This window comes from Acidovorax sp. WCS2018Noco2-16, assembly GCF_031843945.1.
Taxonomy (GTDB): domain Bacteria; phylum Pseudomonadota; class Gammaproteobacteria; order Burkholderiales; family Burkholderiaceae_C; genus Paracidovorax.
Genome location: NZ_JAVTJJ010000001.1, coordinates 503,690 through 521,172, shown reverse-complemented (window position 1 = coordinate 521,172; position 17,483 = coordinate 503,690). Strand labels below are relative to the sequence as shown.

The window sequence follows — 17,483 nt, the reverse complement described above, 5'->3', positions numbered from 1 at the left end:
CCTGCCAAGGTGCGCCGGGCCGGGGGTGATGGATATCAGGCGCTGGGCGGCACGTAGCCGGCAGCCGCATCGGCACCACCGCCGAAGAAGTGCTGCTCCATCTGGCGCGCCAGATATTGGCGAGCGCGGGCGTCTGCCAGGTTCAGGCGGTTTTCGTTCACCAGCATGGTCTGGTGCTTGAGCCAGCCGGCCCAGGCTTCCTTGCTCACGCCTTCATAGATGCGCTTGCCCAGATCGCCGGGATAGGGGGGGAAATCAAGGCCTTCGGCTTCCTTGCCGAGCTTGATGCATTGAACGGTACGTGCCATGAATGGGTTTCCTGCGGAATAGGGTTTAGATGTTTTCGGTATTAGAAACTGAAATTTGAGTAGTTCCAGTTTTAAAGAGGGGCTTTCAGAATGCGTTGCATCGGTGATGTGCACCGATTCCCAACGACAAGAAAGCCTCTCAATGAACGTGCGCCGCGACTTTATCAAGTTTCCTCTGGCTGCTGCCCTGGTGGCCGGCTTGGCCCTGACGGCATTGCCGTCGTTTGCGCAGACCGTCTCGTTCCTCAACGTGTCGTACGACCCGACACGCGAGCTGTATGTGGAATACAACCAGGCCTTCGGCAAGCACTGGAAGGCCAAGACCGGTCAGTACGTGCAGTTCAAGCAGTCGCACGGCGGCTCGGGCAAGCAGGCCCGCTCGATCATCGACGGCATCGACGCCGACGTGGCCACGCTGGCCTTGGGGGGCGATATCGATGCGCTCGCATCACACGGCCTGCTCAAGGCCGACTGGCAAAAGCGCCTGCCGCACAACTCGGCGCCCTACAGCTCCACCATCGTCTTTCTGGTCAAGAAGGGCAATCCCAAGGGTCTGAAGGACTGGGACGATCTGGCCAAGCCGGGCGTGCAGGTCATCACCCCCAACCCCAAGACCTCGGGCGGCGCGCGCTGGAACTATCTGGCCGCATGGGAATTTGCCAAGCGCAAGTACGGCGGCGACGCGCAGGCCAAGGATTTCATCGAAAAGCTCTACCGCAACGTGCCCGTGCTGGACACAGGCGCGCGCGGCTCGACGATCACCTTCGTGCAACGCGGCGTAGGCGACGTGCTGCTGGCCTGGGAAAACGAAGCTTTCCTGGCGCTGAAGGAATTCGGCCCCGAGAAGTTCGAGATCGTCGTGCCGTCGATTTCCATCCTGGCAGAGCCCTCGGTGGCCGTGATCGACAAGAACGTCGACAAGAAGGGCACCCGCGCATTGGCCGAGGAATACCTGAAGTACCTGTATTCCGATGAAGGCCAGGAAATCGCCGGCAAGAACTTCTACCGCCCGACGAGCGAAAAGGCCAAGGCCAAGTACGACAAGCAGTTCCCCAAGCTGACGCTGGTGACGATTGATCAAGCGTTCGGCGGATGGGCCAAGGCTGACAAGGAGCACTTTGCCGACGGTGCCAGCTTCGACCAGATCTACACCAATCGCAAGTAAGCACCAGCGCCACAGCACGCCCCACCGGTCACATCCACCATGTCCGTACTTTTGATCGCTGGCAGCCCGTCCGAACGTTCGCGATCGGCCGTCTTGTTGGATGCGGTGTCGCACAGGCTTCAACGCCAGGGCGCTGCGGTGCAGCGCCTGAATATTCGTGACCTGTCGCCGCAGGCGCTGCTGCTGGCCGATCTTGGCCACCCCAGCATTGCGCATGCGGTGCAACTGGTGCAGAACGCGAGCGTGCTGGTCGTAGCAACGCCGGTCTACAAGGCAGCGTACAGCGGGGTGCTGAAGGTCTTTCTCGATCTGCTGTCCCAGACTGCGCTCAAGGGCAAGACCGTGCTGCCGCTGGCCACGGGTGGCAGTCCGCACCACATGCTGGCGCTTGACTACGCGCTGCGCCCGGTGCTGCAGTCGCTTGGCGCCAAGCACATCCTGCCTGGCATCTACGCGACCGATGCCCAGGTGGCCTTGACGCCTGAGGGCGCGTATTCCGTCGGCCCCGACGTGGGCGCACGGCTTGACGAGGCCGTGCACACGCTGGTCAGCGAAGCCTTGCGGCCGCAGCCGCTACCGGCCACGCATTTCTCACCGGTGCATTTCTCGCAAGTGCGATGTAGCGTCTGACGCACAGGGCCTGCAGCAGGCCTGCCTTCACCGCATTCCCTCAATTTTGTGTCGCCGATACCGCCCCGCCCGTGCACCTGCCGGAGCCGGCGATGAGGCGCAGCCTTGCCCCAATGTTGTGCCAGCCGCACGCATCGAACCGGAGTCCTTTGACATGACCTCGCACCTGAATCTCTCGCGTCGCCAGTTGCTGGCAGCCACCGCAGGCGCTGCGGCTATCGCCGGTGCACCAGTCGTGTGGGCGCAGAAAGCCGATCGCGTGCTGCGCATAGGGCACCAGAAAGGCTGGCTCGCGCTGCTCAAGGGCCGTGGCACGCTGGAAAAGCGCCTGACGCCGCTGAGCGTAAAAGTGACCTGGATCGAATTCAACGCCGGCCCGGTGCAACTGGAAGCCCTGAACGTCGGCTCGATCGACTTTGGCGACGTGGGCGAGGCTCCGCCCATCTTCGCCCAGGCTGCCGGCGCGCCGCTGGTCTATGCCGGCGCGACCGTGCCGCGGCCCACGCTGGAGGCCGTGATCGTGCCCAAGGCCTCGCCCATCCGCAGCGTGGCCGAGCTGAAGGGCAAGCGCGTCGCCCTCAACAAGGGCTCGAACGTGCATTACTTCCTGGTCAAGCTGCTGCAAAAGCACGGCCTGCGGTACGCCGACGTGCAACCGGTCTTTCTGGCACCTGCAGATGCCCGCGCCGCCTTCGAGCGCGGCGCCGTCGATGCGTGGGTCATCTGGGATCCGTTCCTGGCCGCTGCGCAGAAAACGCTGGACGCTCGCCTGCTGGCAGACGCCACCGGCGTGGTGAACAACCGCGCCTTCTATTTCACCTCGCGTGACTTCGCTACCCGCAATGCCGACGTGCTGAAGGTGGCCATCGAAGAGGTCAACGCGGTGGATGCGTGGGTCGAAAAGAACAAGCCTGCGGCGGCGACCGAGCTGTCGGCCCTGCTGGGGCTGGATCGCTCCATCACCGAGCTGTTCATCAGCCGCGCGGGCTACGGCACCTCGGTGGTCACCCGCCAGATCCTGGCCGAGCAACAGGTCATCGCAGACACGTTCTTCGACCTGAAGCTGATCCCGAAAAAGATCAACCTGCTACATGCAGCGCCGGTCGATCTCGTCTGACCACGACACGACGCATTCGCAACGCGTGAAACCGCCATTCCCGGAGACCGCCATGTCCCATCCGAATCATCTTCTTCCGTCCGAGCGCGCAGCGCATGTGCTGAGCGTGACCGCCCAGGCCTGGGATGTGTCCGCTCCTGCTGCCAAAGCCGTCGCGCGCCGTTCCATCGTCGCAGCGGCACGCGCCGTCGTCTGCCGCGACCGGCGCAGCGCCAGCCCTTCGCGGCTGCGGCTTTCGGCGCATGGGTTCGACATCTCGTATTGATCGACCGAACGACTGACTGATCGACGAGCGGCGCGCGCTGGTCCCCAAGAAGAGCGCGCCCGCCACCACTACACATCGCAAGACCCGCAGGAGATCCCCATGCACATGTTCTGGTTCATTCCTACCCACGGCGACAGCCGCTATCTGGGCACCGCAGAAGGTGGCCGTGCGCTCAGCTTCGACTACCTCAAGCAGATTGCCGTGGCAGCCGACAGCCTGGGCTACGAAGGCGTGTTGATTCCCACCGGCCGCTCGTGCGAAGACCCGTGGGTGATCGCCTCTGCGCTGATCGGTGCTACCAAGCGGCTGAAGTTTCTGGTCGCCGTGCGCCCGGGCCTGCACCAACCCAGCCTGGCTGCGCGCATGGCGGCCAGCTTCGACCGGCTCTCGGGCGGGCGCTTGTTCATCAACCTGGTGACGGGCGGTGACAAGACCGAGCTGGAAGGCGATGGGGTCTTTCTGGACCACGCTGCGCGATACGAACAGTCGGCCGAGTTCATTCGCATCTGGCGCGAAATCCTGACGCGCAGCCACGACGGCGAGACGCTCGACTTGGAGGGCGAGCACCTGTCCGTCAAAGGTGCCAAGCTGTTGTTTCCGCCGTTGCAAAAGCCTTATCCGCCGGTGTACTTCGGTGGCTCGTCTGCCGCGGCGCACGACCTGGCCGCCGAACAGGTGGACGCCTATCTGACCTGGGGCGAGCCACCTGCCGAAGTGGCCAAGAAGGTGGCCGACGTGCGCGAGAAGGCCGCGCGCCTGGGCCGTACGGTGAAGTTCGGCATCCGCCTGCACGTCATCGTGCGCGAAACCGATGCCGCCGCCTGGGCCGCCGCCGAAGACCTGATCAGCCGGGTCAAGGACGAAACCGTGGTGCAGGCACAGGCCGTTTTTGCACGCATGGATTCCGAGGGCCAGCGCCGCATGGCCGCGCTGCATGCAAGGGCGAGAAACAAAGCCCCCACGCTCGGCGCTGACGCGTCCTCGCTGCCCCCCGAGGGGGCTCAATCGCCTAGGGGCGGCCCGTCGGCGATTGGACGCAGCCGCGCCGACCTGGAGATCAGCCCCAACCTGTGGGCTGGCGTGGGCCTGGTGCGCGGCGGCGCGGGCACGGCCCTGGTGGGCGATCCGCAGACCGTGGCCGCGCGCATCAAGGAATACGCGGACTTAGGGATCGACACCTTCGTGCTGTCGGGCTACCCCCATCTGGAAGAAGCCTATCGCTTTGCCGAACTGGTGTTTCCGCTGCTGCCGCTGGCGGTGCAGGAACAACTGGCCGGTGGCAACCCGCTGGGCCCCTTCGGCGAGACGGTGGGCAATCAGTACGTGCCGCGCTCGGCACAAAGCTGAACCGGGCCGAACCGCCCTCAGACAACGAAAGAACACTATGGCGATCCATTCCATCAACCACGTGCAGCTGGCGTTTCCGGCCGGTGCCGAAGGACAGATCCGCAATTTCTACAGCGCGCTGCTGGGCCTGACCGAGCTGCGCCACGCGGCCACCGGCAATGCGCTGCATTTCGCGGCCGGCGCACAGCGCATCGAACTGGTGCCGACGGAGCGCTGGGCTGCTGCGCCGGTGGTGTCGCACCTGGCCTTCGAAGTAGACAACCTGCCCGAGCTGCGCGGCCGCCTGTTGCAGGCCGAATTGCCGCTGGTAGAGAACCGGGCGCTGCCTGGCTACCTGCGGTTCTACGTGAAGGACCCGGCGGGCAATCAACTGGAATTTTTGGAACCCGACACTGAACAGGAGTTGCCGGTATGACGCAATCGATTCGCGAACTGCAGGTCTCCCCGCTGCCCGAAGCGCTGGAGGCGCCCGCCGGCGGCGCGCTGTCAGCCGGCGCCCGGCAGGTGCTGCTGACCGCCTGGCGCCTGTTTCTGCCCTGGCTGGTGCCGGTGGCGCTCATCGTGATCTGGCAGGTCTCGTCGTCGCAGGGCTGGCTGTCCACGCGCGTGCTGCCCGCACCTGTCGATGTGGTCAAGGCCGCCTGGACGCTGGCAGTGTCGGGCGAGCTGTGGGTTCACGTGAAGGTCAGCGCGGGCCGTGCGTTGGCAGGGCTGGCCATCGGCGGCGGGCTGGGCCTGGTGCTGGGCCTGCTCACCGGCTCGCTGCGCATCTTCGAGACGCTGCTCGACTCCACTATTCAGATGGTGCGCAACATTCCGGCGCTGGCGCTGATTCCGCTGGTGATTCTGTGGTTCGGCATCGATGAGTCGGCCAAGCTCTTTTTGATCAGCGTGTCGGTGTTCTTTCCGATCTACCTGAACACCTTCCACGGCATTCGCAATGTCGATCCGCAGCTGATCGAGATGGGCCGCACCTACGGGCTGAGCCGCTGGCAGCTGTACCGCGAAATCATCCTGCCCGGCGCGCTGTCGTCCATTCTGGTGGGCCTGCGGTTTTCGCTGGGGCTGATGTGGGTGATCTTGATCGTGGCCGAAACCATCTCGGCGCAATCGGGCATCGGCTACCTGACCATGAACGCGCGTGAATTCCTGCAGACCGACATCGTGCTGGTGGGCATCTTGTTGTATGCGCTGCTGGGCAAGCTGGCGGACGTGTTCGCCCGCGCGCTGGAGCAATGGTGGCTGCGCTGGCACCCCGGCTATCAAAAGTGAGCAACCCCCTGAGGCGCTGCGCGCCTTCCCCCTTCTCTCGCGCTGCGCGCGGGAAGGGGGACGCCGCCGGTGGCCTGGCGAAGCCAGTTCCACGGCGTCTGCTGGCTTGGGCCCGCGCCGGTTTCAGACCTCGTTACTTTTTCACAGGAACCGCTATGAGTTTGTCTTTCACTCGCCGCACGGCCCTGGCGGCCATCGGCCTGGCTACCGCGGGCGGCACTGCGCTGGCGCAGCAGCCAACCGCCTCCACCGTGCGCATCGGCTATCAGAAGTCGTCCACGCTCATCGCCGTGCTGAAGATTCAGGGCACGCTGGAAAAGCAGCTCGCGCCCCTGGGCGTGAAGACCTCCTGGCATGAGTTCACCAGCGGCCTGCCGCTGCTGGAAGCGCTGAACCTGGACAACCTCGATTTCAGCGCCGACGTGGCCGACACCGTGCCGGTCTTCGCACAGGCCGCCGGTGCGCAACTGACCTTCGTTGCGCAGGAGGCGCCTTCGCCCACCGCGCAGGCCATCCTCGTCAAGGCCGATTCGCCCTTGAAGACGGTAGCCGACCTGAAGGTCCGCAAAATCGGTTTTGCCAAGGCAGCGGGCGCGCATTACCTGTTGATTGCCGCACTGGGAAAGGCTGGCTTGTCGTTCGCCGACATTCAGCCTGCCTACCTGACGCCGGCCGATGGCCGCGCCGCTTTTGAAAAAGGCGCCATCGACGCCTGGGTGGTGTGGGACCCGTTCCTCGCCGCCGCTCGGGCGCAATCTGGCGCGCGCGTGCTGGCCGACGGCACGGGCATCGCGTCGTACCAGCGCTATTACCTGGCCAGCACCGCGTTTGCCAAGGCCCGGCCCGACGTGCTGCGCGTGATCTACGCCGAGCTGGAAAAAGTCGGCCGCTGGGTCAAGCAGAACCCGCGCGATGCCGCCGCGCTGCTGGCGCCGGTGTGGGGGCTGGACGCCGCCATCATCGAGCAGGCCAACAGCCGCCGCAGCTATTCCGTGCACCCGGTGTTCCCTGAAGGCCTGGTCGAACAGCAACGCATTGCCGACGCCTTCTTTAACGAGAAATTGCTGCCGCGCCGCGTCGATGCGCGCGACGTGCCGCTGTTTCAGCCCGGAGCCTGATCACCATGACGACGACCCCCGACACCCAACAAGCTGAAGGCTCCGGCGGCGTGCGCCTGCAGGCGCGTGGCCTGCACAAGCGCTATGGCCAGCGCGAGGTGCTACGCAACACGCAGCTCACCATCGAGCCCGGCGAATTCGTGGCCATCGTGGGCCGCAGCGGCTGCGGCAAGAGCACGCTGCTGCGCCTGGTCGCCGGCCTGGAGCCCGCCACCAGCGGGTCGCTGACCACCGATGGCAAAGACGTTCACGGCCTGCACGACGACACCCGCATCATGTTTCAGGAGGCGCGCCTGCTGCCCTGGCGCCGTGTGCTCGACAACGTCACGCTGGGCCTGCCCGCGCAGCGCCGCAACCGGGGCCGCGAGGTGCTGGCCCAAGTGGGGCTGGCCGAGCGCGAGACCGGGTGGCCCGCGCGCCTGTCGGGCGGGCAGCGCCAGCGCGTGGCCCTGGCGCGTGCGCTGGTGCACCAGCCACGCCTGCTGCTGCTGGACGAACCCCTGGGCGCACTGGACGCGCTCACCCGCATCGAGATGCACCGCCTGATCGAAGGGTTGTGGCAGCGCAGCCGCTTCACCGCGCTGCTGGTCACGCATGACGTGCAAGAGGCGGTGGCTCTGGCCGACCGCGTGATCCTGATCGAGGACGGCCGCATCGCACTGGACGAGCGCATCGACCTGGCGCGGCCCCGCTCGCAAGGCGATGCCGCATTTGCCGCCATCGAAAAACGCATCCTCGACCGCGTACTGCAAAAGCCCGATGCGGGCGGCGGCGCCCCCTCAGACAGCGGGTGACCCGGCGTTCCTGCGCACGGCCTGCGCTGGGCCGTGTAGCTGTCGTCTTCCTGCCAGTTTTTTCAGTCACCCACCACCCAGCCGTTCCCGGACTTATTCAAGGAAAAAACCATGACTATCCAAGCTATCAACGTGCGCAATCAATTCAAGGGCAAGGTACGCGAGATCGTTCGCGGCGACGTCGTGTCCGAGGTCGATGTCGAGACGCCCTGGGGCATCGTCACGTCGGTCATCACCACCCGCTCGGTTGACGAACTGGGCTTGGTCATCGGCTCCGACGTCGTGGCGCTGGTGAAGTCCACCGAAGTGTCGATCGCCAAGCTGTGAGTGGAGCTATTTAAGGTCAAAAAGGCCTGTAGCGCTTATGAATAAAGCGCTGATAGCTATAAAATAAATAGCAAAAGAAAAGGCGAGCTACGGCTCGCCTTTTTCTTTGCAACTCGCACTCCCAGTCGTTGCAGGGTGCAGCTACGAGTGCTTTAGCTCTTGCTCTTGCGCGAGGGGGCGCAGTCTGCGCAAAGGCCATAGAGCGTCAGTTCGTGGCGTTCCACCGTGAACCCTTTGGGCGCCAGGTTGCGCAGGTCGCCGGGGCATTCGTGTACGTCGAACACCCGCGAGCACGCCGTGCACTGAAAGTGGTGGTGGTGATCTTGCGCGGCGGATTCATAGCGCGGACTCTCGCCCGGCAGGTTCACCACCTGCACCGATCCATCTTCCACCAGCGCCTTGATGTTGCGATAGACCGTCGCCAGGCCCAGGCCTTCCACGCTTTCCCGTGCGCTTTCCAGCACCTCCTGGGGCGTCAGGGGACGTTGCGCGTGCGCAATGGCTTCGTTGATGGCAGTGCGTTGCTTGGTGGATCGTTCCATCGGGGCGTGTGGCGTCGGGGAGTTGGACACGAATTATCGGTGGGGTGCGTGATCGAGCCCCAGTCAGCGCCAGTTTCTGTTTTGATGATATCGATAATGCATTATCATTTTCGACTGATCTTGCAACGCCAAGTTTCCAGGGTTACGCACGGACTGTCCGGTCGTCGTAGCGAGCCTGCCTCTTTTCCTGCGTCCGACTGGAGAAAAATCCTCGTGCTTGAAGCCATCGGCCTGACCAAACGCTACGGCGCACACATCGCCCTGCATCCGCTCGACTTGCTCATCCGCCCAGGCGAGATCTACTGCCTGCTGGGCGCTAACGGGGCGGGCAAGACGACCACGGTCAACCTGTTTCTGAACTTCATCGACGCCGATGGCGGCAAGGCGTTGATCCAGGGGGTGGATGTCGCGCTGGAGCCGGTCGCCACCAAGCAGTACGTGGCCTACATCCCAGAGCAGGTGAATCTGTACGGCACGCTGACCGGTCTGGAAAACCTGCGCTACTTTGCGGCGCTGGCGCTGGGTGAGCCACCGCCACGCACGCGCCTGCTGGAGCTGATGGCGCAGGTGGGGCTCGACGCCGGCGCAGCCGACAAGCGGGTGGCCGCGTATTCCAAAGGCATGCGCCAGAAGATCTGGATCGCCGTGGCGCTGGCCAAGGACGCCAAGGCGCTGCTGCTGGACGAGCCCACCTCGGGCCTCGACCCGCATGCCGCGGCCGAGTTCACCACGCTGCTGCAGCGTGCGAGCGACGCGGGCGTGGCCATTCTGGCCACCACGCACGACCTGTTCCACGCCAAGCAGACGGCAACGCGCATTGGCATCATGAAAGAGGGGCGCCTGGTCGAGAGCCTGGACAGCCAGCAGATCAGCGACACCGACCTGCAGGCCCTGTACCTGCGGCACATGCGGGGCGGCCAATGATCTGGCTGATTGCCTTCAAGGACCTGCGCGAGCGCCTGCGCGACGGGCGGCTGTACTGGGCGGGCGGCCTGGTCATGCTGCTGCTGTTCACCGCGCTGGCCGTGGGTTACGGCCACCAGAAGGAAGCACGCGCAGAGCAGGCTGCTGCGCAGAATTCCGACTATCAGGACTGGTTGCGGCAGGGCGCACGCCATCCGCACGACGCTGCGCACCAGGGCATGCACGCCTTCAAGCCCGACGCGGCACTGGCGCTGCTGGACCCCGGCATCAACCCCTACATCGGCAGCACGGTGTGGCTGCAGGCGCACCGGCAAAGCGAGGTGAAGTTCCGCCCCGCGCAGGACGCCACCGGCCTGCAGCGCTTTGGCGATCTGTCGGTGGGCTGGATCCTGCAGGTGCTGGGCCCTTTGCTGGTGGTGGTGCTGGGCTTCAACGCGTTTGCGGGCGAGCGCGAGCAGGGCATCTTGCGCCAGACGCTGAGCCTGGGCGTGCCGCCGCTGCGCCTGCTGTGGGGCAAGGCGGCCGCGCTGGGCATGGGACTGGCGGCGTTGCTGCTGCCGGCCGCGCTGATTGCGGCGGCGGTGGTGGCGCTGTCTGCCGCCGGTGGCGAGCGCGGCGACGCCTTGCTGCGCTTTGCCGGCCTGGCGCTGGGCTATGCGCTGTACCTGGCGATCTTCGTGTTCATCACGCTCGGTGTGTCGGCCGCATCGCGCACCTCGCGCGTGGCCATCACCGTGCTGCTGGCGCTGTGGATCGCCAACACCGTAGTGGCGCCGCGCGTGATGTCCGAGCTGTCGCGCGCCGTGTTCCCCAGCCCGACGCGGCTCGAATTCAACCAGGCGCTGGATGCCGACCGCAAGGCCACCTCCGACAAGGTGTGGATGCAGGCCTTTGGCACCACCGAGCGCTGGAGCCGCGATGTGCCGCTCAACAAGTGGGGCATCGCCCTCAAGCTCGATGACCAGTCCAGCTACGCCGTGTACGACCGCCATTTCGGCCGGCTGTGGGACACCTGGGAGAACCAGCAGGCGGTGCAGGAAGCCGGTGGCCTGTTGATGCCGCTGCTGGCCATTCGCACCTTCTCCACCGCCATGGCAGGCACCGACTTTGTGCACCACCGTGATTTCACCACCGCTGCGGAGCGCCACCGCCGCGTCATCCAGGACATCGTGAGCCAGGACCTGGTGGAGCACGCCGACCCGCTGGGCCACCAGCACTTCGCCTACCAGGCCAGCCCGTCGCTGTGGGCGCGCGTGCCGGCTTTCGAGTACCACGCGCCCTCCGTGGGCTGGGCCCTGGCCCGCAGCGGCGCGAGCCTGGCGGTGCTGTGCGCCAGCCTGGCGCTGGCCGTTGCCTTCGCCTGGGCTGCCGTGGCGCGCCAGCGGGCGCTGTAAGGAAACCATCCGTGCAAGTATTTCAGTTCCAACGATTTCGCATGGTCGCCCGGCAAGAGCTGCGCTTGCTGCTCAAGGAGCGCAGCCTGTGGTGGGTGGGCGGCCTGTTCCTGCTGCTCATCGGCTACGCGCTCTTCAACGGTGTGCTGCAGACCACGCATCGCGACACTGCGCAGGCGGCCTTGGTAGCGGCCGATGTGCAGGCGCGCGCCGACCAGCTGGCGCAGCTCCAGCGCATCACGGCGGGCAGCGAAACGCCTACGCCGTTCGGCAACCCGGCCAACCCCGCCAATATGGCGAGCGGCCTGGGCGCGCAATACGCCGTGATGCCCAGCGCCGCGCTGGCGCCGGTGGCTCTGGGGCAGACCGACCTGTTCCCCGCGCAGTTCAAGGTCACGCACCAGAGCAAGGTCAACTTCCTGCACAACAACGACATCGAGAACCCCTGGCACCTGCTCAGCGGGCACTTCGACCTGGCGTTCGTGGTGGTGTACCTGCTGCCGCTGCTGATCTTCGCGCTCAGCTACAACCTGTTGTCGGGCGAGAAGGAAGACGGCACCTTGCGCCTGCTGCTCTCGCAGCCTCTGGCACTGCCCACGCTCATCGCCGGCAAAATCGCCGTGCGCGCGGCGGTGCTGCTGGGGGCCGCCGTGCTGGTGCCGCTGGCCGTGCTGCTGGTGGCCCGCCCGCAGGCCCTGGCCATGCCCGGCGCCACGCTGTGGTGGGCGCTGGTGGTGGGGGCCTATGCGCTCTTCTGGTTCACGGCGGTGGTGGCGGTGAATGCCTTCGGCCGGTCTTCGGCCACCAATGCGATGGTGCTGATCATCGGCTGGGTGGTGCTGGTGCTGGTGGTGCCGGTGCTGCTGAACATCGCGGTCACGCACACCAGCCCGGCCCCCTCGCGTGCCGAACTGGCCACGCGCACCCGCGTGGTCACCGCGCAGGCCATGTCGCAGAACGCCGCACTGCTGGCCACCGACTACGAGCATGTGGACAAGCCCGACGTGCTGGTGCCCAAGGACGGCCGCCTGGCCATGAGCGGGCGGGCCATGGCCAACTACCGCATCCAGCGCAAGGTGGACGACACGCTGCAGCCAGAGCTAGATCGCTTCGACGCGCAGCAGGCCCGCCAGCAGGCGCTGGTGGCCCGCTGGGGCGCCGTGTCTCCGGCAGCGGTGGCGTACGAGGGAATCACCGCACTGGCGGGCACGGGCCACAGCCGCAACGCCTGGTTCATGGCGCAGGTCAACGCATACCACCAGGCATGGAAGGACTTCTTCTTTCCCCGCATCGACGGCGGCCTGGCCATCACCGAGGCGGACTTCGCGCACATCCCTGCCTTTGCGTGGCGCGACGAAGCGCCGGGCACCGTGCAGGCCCAGGCCGCGCGGGCCGTGCTGCAACTGCTGCTGCCCACCCTGGTGCTGCTGGGCATAGCGCTCTGGCGGCTGCGCCGCTACCGCGTGGTGTAGCGGCCAGATCCGATCACGCCTATCCATCCCAAGAAGAACCCCGAGAAGACGATCCCATGAACCGATTCAACCGATTCAACCGATTCAACCGAACCGCCGTGGCGCTGGCGGTGGCCGCTGCCACGCAGGCCAGCTGGGCCCAGACCCCAGAGCCCGAGCGCGAACTGCCCGCCGTCAACATACAGAGCGGGCAGGACCGCGACAGCCTGCAGCTGGACAACCGCAGCACCAGCGCATCGCGCTTGGGGCTCACGCTGCGGGAAACTCCCGCATCGGTGGAAATCATTTCGCAGGACGTGATGCAAGAGCGCGGCGCACGCACCTTGAGCGAAGCGTTGCGCGGCGCGGCCGGCATGGCGGGCGGTGGCACGCCCGCGGCACCCACCACGCTGTCGATGCGCGGCTTCACCAATGTGCTGTACCTGTACGACGGCGTGCGCATGTCCGGCGCGGGCGTGACCAACCGGGTGGAAGACACCTGGAATTACGAGCGCATCGAGGTGCTCAAGGGCCCGGCGTCGGTGCTGCAGGGCGACAGCGCCATCGGCGGCATCGTCAACTTCCAGACCAAGCGGCCCGACCGCGGCAACCCCGGCCGCGAAGCCCTGTTGTCTTACGGCAGCTATGGCTCGACCCGTGCCGCCGTGGGCCTGGGCGGCGCGGTGGGCGAGACCGGCGCCTACCGCATCGACTACAGCCGCAACGACTCCCGCGTGGGAACCATCGACCGCAACAGCGAGAAGCTAGAACACCTGACCACAGGCCTGTCGTTCGACGTGGCGCGCGCTACCCGGCTCGACCTTTCGTTCGACTACTCGCGCGACGAGGGCCATGCCTACTGGGGCACGCCACTCATCCCGCGCAGCCTTTCCACCGAGCCCACCAACGTGGTCAGCACGCCCGACGGGCGCGTGGTGGACCGGCGCATCGCACGCACCAACTACAACATACTGGACGACAAGAACCAGTCCGAGGCCTACTGGCTGCGCGCCCGTATCACCAGCCGCGTGACGCCTGAATGGACGCTGCGCAATGAATTGACGGCCAACAAGGTCGACCGGCTGTGGCGCAATTCCGAGAGCGCGGCGTTCACCGCCCCCGCATCCATCACGCGCGACCAGACCACCATCGCGCACGACCAGCACTACCTGTCCAACCGGCTGGATGCGTCGCACCAGGGGCGCCTTGCGGGCATGGCAAACAAGTTCGTGGTGGGCGGCGAGATCAGCAAGACAGATTTCGACAACACGCGGCGCTTTTCGAACGGCTCGGCCGCCACCGCTGCCAGCCTTCGCGTGCCGCTGTTCGACCCGGTGGTGGGCAATTACAACGACGACCCGGCCCTCATGGCCGGCGGTGGCAACCGCACCAACTTCACCTCGGATGTGCGCAGCACCTCGGTCTTTGCCGAAGATTCGCTCAAGCTCACCCCTGCCTGGACATTGGTGGGCGGCCTGCGCCATGACCGTGTGGACGTGGACCGCAGCGTGACCGACCTCAACCTCGGCACTTTCAGCGCCTTTGGCACGAAGTACTCCGCCAACTCCGCACGCCTGGGCACGGTGTTCGACCTCAGTAAAGAGTCTTCTGTCTACGCGCAGTACACCAATGCCACCATTCCGGTGGGCTCTCTCTTCTTGCTGTCGGCGGGCAACGCGAGGTTCCCACAGTCCAAGGGCAAGCAGTTGGAGGTCGGGTTCAAGCAGAGTTTTGCCACGGTGGAATGGACGGCCGCCGCCTACCACATCACCCTGGACAACGTGCTCTCGCGCGACCCGAACGACGCGAATGTCACCGTCAACAATGGCCAGCAATCCTCGCGCGGAGTGGAGTTGGCGGCCGCCTGGCGCGCCACGAAGCAGCTCACGCTGTCGGGCAACGTGGCGGCTTTGGATGCGCGCTTCGATACGCTGACCGAGGCGGGCGGGGTATCGCGCGTGGGCAACACGCCGCCCAACGTGCCCGAGCGCATCGTGAACCTGTTCGCCAACTACCGGTTCAAGGACGTCCCGGTGGATCTGTTCCTCTCGGTCAACCGCACCGGCAAGATGTACACGGACAACGCCAATCAGATCCGTATCAACGGCTACACCACGGCCGACGTGGCGGCCAGTTGGCGCGTGAGGCCCGTGTTGCTCACCTTCCGAGTGCGCAATTTGACGGACAAGCTGTATGCCAGTTATGCAGGCCGGGCCACCAGCCAGGTGCTGCTCGCTCCACAGCGCACGTTCGAGTTGTCTGCCAGGTATGACTTTTGAGCGGCCTTGCTTGACGCTGTATCCATGCCCCTAGAATCGCGCCGTTGGTGCTCGTGGCATGGTTCGCATGCTGCAGTTCAACGGGAAGCAGGGAGGCACTACCGAACAGGAAAGTGCTGCGCCTGCGCTGCCCCCGCAACGGTCAACGGATGGGTCGCCAGATAGGTGACCCGCTCCCCTTTTTCACAGCCACTGGATTGCCTTGAACAAGCACCTGGGAAGGCTCAAGGGGATTGTTCCGCCAGCCCGGATACCGGCCAACAAGTGGGTTCTGCTCCGACGGAGCAGGGCCTTTACGCTCCAATGCTGGCGGGAGGCCGGCACCGGGCCTATTTGTCTTCGATCATCGTATGAGCCACTTTCCTCGTTCCCTGCGCCTGGCCGTGTTGCCTTTCGCCCTGGCCGCTGCTTTCCCTTTGCATGCACAGAACTCAGGTACCTTGCCTGATGTCGTCGTCAAGGAATCCGCTGCGCCCAGCCCGTTGCTTGAGCAGCGCACCGACAGCGCATCGCGCCTGGGCCTCACGGTGCGCGAAACGCCCGCTTCCATCGACGTGGTGCCGCGCGAGGTGCTGGCCGAGCGCGGCCTGCGCACGGTGACCGAAGCCGCCCAGGCGGCGGTGGGCGTGCTGGCCGGAGACTTTCCGGCCGAGCCCAGCGCGTTCTCGATGCGCGGCTTTGCCAACAGCCAGATCAACACGCTCTACAACGGCATCAAGATCGGCCCGCCCAACATGACCTCGCGCGTGATGGACACGGCCAACCTGGAACGCATCGAATTCCTCAAGGGCGCGGCATCGCTGATGTCGGGCGAGGGCGCCACGGGTGGCGCGGTGAATTTCGTCACCAAGGCACCGCACCAGGGGCCGGTGCGCACCGAGGTGAACACGTCGGTGGGCTCGTTCGGCGACCGGCGCTTGTCGATGGGCTCGGGTGGCACCACGGCGTGGAAAGACCTCGACTACCGAATCGACGCCAGCGCATCGAACAGCGATGGCTTCATCGACGACACCGGCCAGCGCAACCGGCATGTGTCGGGCGGGCTCGACTGGCGCGTGCTGCCGGGGCTCAAGCTCTTCGTGGCGGGCGAGGCCAAGCGCGATGACGGCAGCAGCTACTGGGGCACGCCGCTGGTGTCGGCCGGCGCTGCGGGCGTGCAGCCGCGCGGTGGCGTGGTGTCGGGCACCTACGTGTCCGGTTTCAATGGCAGCGACCTGGGACCGGTCACCATCGACCGGCGCACGCTGCGCACCAACTACAACGTGCAGGACAACCGCAACGAAGCGCGCGAGACTTGGGCGCGCGCCGGCGGCGAGTGGCAGGCGAGCGATGCCGTGGTGTTGCGCAGCCAGTTCTGGCGCTACACCGCCGACCGCACCTGGCTCAACAACGAGATCAGCGCGTTCAACGCTTCCACCGGCCTGGTCGACCGCGAGCGCTTCTACGTCGCCCAGGACCAGACCAGCTGGGGCAACAAGACCGAATGGCAGTGGGACAGCCGTGTGGCGGGCCTGGACAACCGCGTGGTGGCCGCCTTCGAATACAGCGACATGGACCTGGACCGCCCCGGCGCGGCCAACTTTCCGGGCGACAGTGTGAGCCTGGTGGACCCGCAGCGCGGCAGCTATGGCCGGCTGACCACGCAGCTGCAGACCACGCGCATCCGCAACACCGTGCTGGCGCTGGAAGATCGCCTCAAGCTGACCCCGGCCGTGGCGCTGATCGGCGGGCTGCGGCACGAGCGCATCGCGCTGGACCGCAGTTCGGCCAACGCGGCGGGCGCTCAGCGCACGGGCTTTCCGTATGAGAAGACCTGGAACCCCACCACCGGCCGCATCGGCCTGACCTGGGAGGCGGCGCCCGGCACCACCTTTTACGGCCAGTACGGCACCGCGGCTGACGTGGCGGCCAACAACATCTTTCTGCTGGGCGCCTCCCAGCCGCTGGATCTGACCCGCACGCGCAACGCCGAGGTGGGCGTGAAGCAATCGTTCTGGCAGCAGCGCGGCGAATGGACGTTTGCGTACTACGACACCGAGCGCCGCAACGTCTATGCCGCGCAAGGCGGCCAGCAGCTGGCGCAGGCCGGCGCGCTCAAGTCGCATGGGGCAGAGGCCTCCGTGGCGCTGCGGCCTGATGCGCGCTGGAGCGTCTGGTCCAACCTGGCATTGAACCGTGCGCGCTACGACGGCTACACGCTGGCCAATGGCGCATCGTTCTCGGGCAATCAGCCGCCCAACGCTCCACGCGTGGTGGCCAACGCGGGCGTGGGGTATCGCTTTATCGCGGGCGTGCCCATGCAGCTGTCGGCGTCGGTACGGCATGTGGGCGAGCGCTTTCACAGCGACGCCAACACCGTGCGGCTGAGCGCCTACACCGCGTTCGACGCCGCCCTGTCGGTGGACGTGGCGCGCGGCGTGCAGCTCACGCTGCGCGGGCGCAACCTGGGCAACCGCGTCTACGCCGCCTGGTCCGACCCGTTCTACCCCGACCAGATCCTGCTGGGCGCACCGCGCAGCTACGAGCTGGCCCTGCGCTGGACGCTCTAGC

At 66.0% G+C, this 17,483-nt stretch carries 17 protein-coding genes and 1 riboswitch; of the genes, 15 read left to right on the top strand and 2 right to left on the bottom strand.

Annotation, left to right across the window (positions count from 1 at the left end):
• Positions 1 to 35: 35 nt before the first annotated feature.
• Positions 36 to 308 carry an oxidative damage protection protein gene (locus RQI28_RS02300; protein WP_311220971.1) on the bottom strand — a complete coding sequence of 91 codons (273 nt, stop codon included), beginning with the start codon at positions 306 to 308 and terminating at the stop codon, positions 36 to 38.
• Between the two features lie 142 nt (positions 309 to 450).
• Here RQI28_RS02300 and RQI28_RS02295 point away from each other — a divergent pair, with 142 nt between their 5' ends.
• The 10 genes from RQI28_RS02295 to RQI28_RS02250 all read left to right on the top strand — a co-directional run bounded on the left by RQI28_RS02295 (position 451) and on the right by RQI28_RS02250 (position 8,343).
• Entirely contained in the window at positions 451 to 1,473 is a 1,023-nt protein-coding gene (locus RQI28_RS02295) for a sulfate ABC transporter substrate-binding protein (protein ID WP_311220970.1), read from the top strand.
• A 39-nt stretch (positions 1,474 to 1,512) separates the two neighbouring features.
• Positions 1,513 to 2,103 (top strand): NADPH-dependent FMN reductase, encoded by a 591-nt coding sequence (gene ssuE, locus RQI28_RS02290; RefSeq protein WP_311220969.1) that lies wholly within the window; start codon positions 1,513 to 1,515, stop codon positions 2,101 to 2,103.
• Between the two features lie 154 nt (positions 2,104 to 2,257).
• Entirely contained in the window at positions 2,258 to 3,220 is a 963-nt protein-coding gene (locus tag RQI28_RS02285; protein ID WP_311220968.1) for a sulfonate ABC transporter substrate-binding protein, read from the top strand.
• Between the two features lie 52 nt (positions 3,221 to 3,272).
• Positions 3,273 to 3,485, top strand: a complete 213-nt coding sequence (locus RQI28_RS02280) for a hypothetical protein (RefSeq protein WP_311220967.1) — start codon at positions 3,273 to 3,275, stop codon at positions 3,483 to 3,485.
• A 99-nt stretch (positions 3,486 to 3,584) separates the two neighbouring features.
• Positions 3,585 to 4,832, top strand: a complete 1,248-nt coding sequence (locus tag RQI28_RS02275) for an FMNH2-dependent alkanesulfonate monooxygenase (protein ID WP_311220966.1) — start codon at positions 3,585 to 3,587, stop codon at positions 4,830 to 4,832.
• 37 nt (positions 4,833 to 4,869) lie between these two features.
• A complete protein-coding gene (locus RQI28_RS02270; RefSeq protein ID WP_311220965.1) occupies positions 4,870 to 5,247 on the top strand; it encodes a VOC family protein in 378 nt (125 codons plus the stop codon).
• Entirely contained in the window at positions 5,244 to 6,104 is an 861-nt protein-coding gene (gene ssuC, locus RQI28_RS02265; RefSeq protein ID WP_311220964.1) for an aliphatic sulfonate ABC transporter permease SsuC, read from the top strand. The genes RQI28_RS02270 and ssuC overlap by 4 nt, the downstream gene beginning before the upstream one ends.
• 155 nt (positions 6,105 to 6,259) lie before the next feature.
• Positions 6,260 to 7,222 (top strand): aliphatic sulfonate ABC transporter substrate-binding protein, encoded by a 963-nt coding sequence (locus RQI28_RS02260; RefSeq protein ID WP_311220963.1) that lies wholly within the window; start codon positions 6,260 to 6,262, stop codon positions 7,220 to 7,222.
• 5 nt (positions 7,223 to 7,227) lie between these two features.
• Positions 7,228 to 8,016 (top strand): ATP-binding cassette domain-containing protein, encoded by a 789-nt coding sequence (locus RQI28_RS02255; protein WP_311220962.1) that lies wholly within the window; start codon positions 7,228 to 7,230, stop codon positions 8,014 to 8,016.
• Between the two features lie 111 nt (positions 8,017 to 8,127).
• Positions 8,128 to 8,343: a molybdopterin-binding protein gene (locus RQI28_RS02250; protein ID WP_311220961.1), complete on the top strand. Its 216-nt coding sequence runs from the start codon at positions 8,128 to 8,130 to the stop codon at positions 8,341 to 8,343.
• A gap of 152 nt (positions 8,344 to 8,495) precedes the next feature.
• Here the strand turns inward: RQI28_RS02250 and RQI28_RS02245 are convergent, their stop codons facing one another.
• Positions 8,496 to 8,885, bottom strand: coding sequence for a transcriptional repressor (locus RQI28_RS02245; protein ID WP_311220960.1), 390 nt, complete (start codon positions 8,883 to 8,885; stop codon positions 8,496 to 8,498).
• A 213-nt stretch (positions 8,886 to 9,098) separates the two neighbouring features.
• On the opposite strand from RQI28_RS02245, the gene RQI28_RS02240 reads away from it, so the two are divergent.
• The 5 genes from RQI28_RS02240 to RQI28_RS02220 all read left to right on the top strand — a co-directional run bounded on the left by RQI28_RS02240 (position 9,099) and on the right by RQI28_RS02220 (position 17,482).
• Positions 9,099 to 9,809, top strand: coding sequence for an ABC transporter ATP-binding protein (locus RQI28_RS02240; RefSeq protein ID WP_311220959.1), 711 nt, complete (start codon positions 9,099 to 9,101; stop codon positions 9,807 to 9,809).
• Entirely contained in the window at positions 9,806 to 11,203 is a 1,398-nt protein-coding gene (locus RQI28_RS02235; protein WP_311220958.1) for an ABC transporter permease subunit, read from the top strand. The genes RQI28_RS02240 and RQI28_RS02235 overlap by 4 nt, the downstream gene beginning before the upstream one ends.
• A 41-nt stretch (positions 11,204 to 11,244) precedes the next feature.
• On the top strand, positions 11,245 to 12,675 hold the full coding sequence (locus tag RQI28_RS02230; protein WP_404976856.1) for an ABC transporter permease subunit: 1,431 nt from the start codon (positions 11,245 to 11,247) through the stop codon (positions 12,673 to 12,675).
• Between the two features lie 56 nt (positions 12,676 to 12,731).
• Positions 12,732 to 14,933 carry a TonB-dependent siderophore receptor gene (locus RQI28_RS02225; RefSeq protein WP_311220956.1) on the top strand — a complete coding sequence of 734 codons (2,202 nt, stop codon included), beginning with the start codon at positions 12,732 to 12,734 and terminating at the stop codon, positions 14,931 to 14,933.
• A gap of 28 nt (positions 14,934 to 14,961) precedes the next feature.
• Positions 14,962 to 15,210, top strand: a riboswitch (cobalamin riboswitch).
• Positions 15,211 to 15,283: 73 nt separating this feature from the next.
• A complete protein-coding gene (locus tag RQI28_RS02220) occupies positions 15,284 to 17,482 on the top strand; it encodes a TonB-dependent receptor domain-containing protein (RefSeq protein WP_311220955.1) in 2,199 nt (732 codons plus the stop codon).
• Position 17,483: the final 1 nt, after the last annotated feature.